This window comes from Ornithinibacter sp. (assembly GCF_035443565.1).
GTDB lineage: Bacteria > Actinomycetota > Actinomycetes > Actinomycetales > Dermatophilaceae > Fodinibacter.
Window position 1 is genome coordinate 1 of record NZ_DAORSO010000305.1, and the last position, 1,793, is coordinate 1,793.

The 1,793-nt window shown below is 71.9% G+C and carries 2 protein-coding genes; both read right to left on the bottom strand.

Going from position 1 to position 1,793, the window contains the following annotated elements:
• On the bottom strand, positions 1-1,044 hold a 1,044-nt coding region (locus PLL68_RS14720; RefSeq protein ID WP_324535365.1), incomplete at its 3' end, for an adenosine deaminase.
• A partial coding sequence (locus PLL68_RS14725; RefSeq protein WP_324535367.1) for a thymidine phosphorylase occupies positions 1,044-1,793 on the bottom strand: 750 nt, incomplete at its 5' end. The genes PLL68_RS14725 and PLL68_RS14720, both read right to left, overlap by 1 nt.

The following is a 1,793-nucleotide window of genomic DNA, read 5'->3' on the forward strand; positions in this document are numbered from 1 at the left end:
CAGCCGCTCGTCGAACGGCAGGAACGCCGACTTCATCGCGTTGATCGTCGCCCAGCGCAGGTCCTCGATGGTCCAACCGGCCTCGTCGACGAGCAGCTGCATCTCGCGGGTCATCGACGTGCCGCTCATGAGCCGGTTGTCGGTGTTGATCGTCACCCGGAAGCGCAGGTTCTTCAGCATGGTGATCGGGTGCGCCGCGATCGACTCGGCGGCCCCGGTCTGCAGGTTCGAGCTCGGCGACATCTCGAGCGGGATGCGCATGTCGCGCACGTAGGCGGCCAACCGACCGAGAACGGGGATGCCGTCCGCCCCCGTCTCGATGTCGTCGACGATCCGCACGCCGTGCCCGAGCCGGTCTGCGCCACACCACTGGATGGCCTCCCAGATCGACGGCAGCCCGAAGGCCTCACCGGCATGGATCGTGAAGTGCGCGTTCTCGCGGCGCAGGTACTCGAAGGCGTCGAGGTGGCGGGTGGGAGGGAACCCGGCCTCGGCCCCGGCGATGTCGAAGCCGCCGACGCCCTCGTCGCGGTAGCGCACGGCCAGCTCGGCGATCTCCCGGCTGCGGGCGGCGTGCCGCATCGCCGTGAGCAGCGTGACGACCCGGATCGGCGTCCCAGCCTCCGCGGCCTCGGCCTGCCCCTGCGCGAACCCCTCCAGCACCGCCTCGACGACGTGCTCCAGCGAGAGCCCGCCGGCCAGGTGCTGCTCGGGCGCGAACCGCGACTCCGCGTAGACGACACCGTCGGCGGCGAGGTCGAGCGCGCACTCGCGAGCGACCCGCACGAGCTGCTCACGCGTCTGCATCACCGCCACGGTGTGCGAGAACGTCTCGAGGTATCGCACCAGGGAGCCAGAGTCCGCGGAGTCCAGGAACCACTGCCCCAGCTCGACGGCATCCGTCGTCGGCAACCCGTCGTAGCCGCTCTCCGCGGCCAGGTCGACGATGGTCTGCGGCCGCAGCCCACCGTCGAGGTGGTCGTGCAGCAGCGCCTTGGGGGCGCGGGCGACGATGGAGGGGGTCAGGGCGACCGCGGAGGACATCAGGCGATCCTGTCGATGACGATGGGCGAGCGCTCGACCGAGGTGCCGGCCGGCGCGATGGTGATGCCGCCGTCGAGGGCGGCGACGGCGCGCTCGAAGCGCTCGGGGGTGTCGGTGTGCAGCGTGAGCAGCACGTCGCCCTCGCGGACCTCGTCGCCGGGCTTGGCGTGGATCTCGATGCCGGCCCCGGCCTGCACCGGGTCCTCCTTGCGGGCCCGGCCCGCACCGAGGCGCCACGCGGCGACACCCACGGCGTACGCGTCGAGGCCGGACAGCACACCGGATGCCGTGGCCCGCACCTCCTGCGTCTCCTTGGCCGTCGGCAGCGGGGCGTCGGGGTCACCACCCTGGGCGGAGATCATCGCCTTCCAGGCGTCCATCGCGCGGCCGTCCTTCAGCGCGGCGGCGACGTCCTGACCGCCGCGACCCGCGGCATCCAGCATCTCCTCCGCCAGGCGCACGGTGAGCTCGACGACGTCGGCGGGCCCGCCACCGGCGAGCACCTCGACCGACTCGCGGACCTCGAGCGCGTTGCCGGCCGTGAGGCCCAGGGGCACTGACATGTCGGTGAGGAGCGCGACGGTGTTCACGCCGGCATCCGTGCCGAGGTCGACCATCGTGCGGGCGAGCTCGGTGGCGTCCTCGCGGTTCTTCATGAACGCGCCGCTGCCGACCTTGACGTCGAGCACGAGCGCGCCGGTGCCCTCGGCGATCTTCTTGCTCATGATCGAGCTCGCGATGAGCGGGAT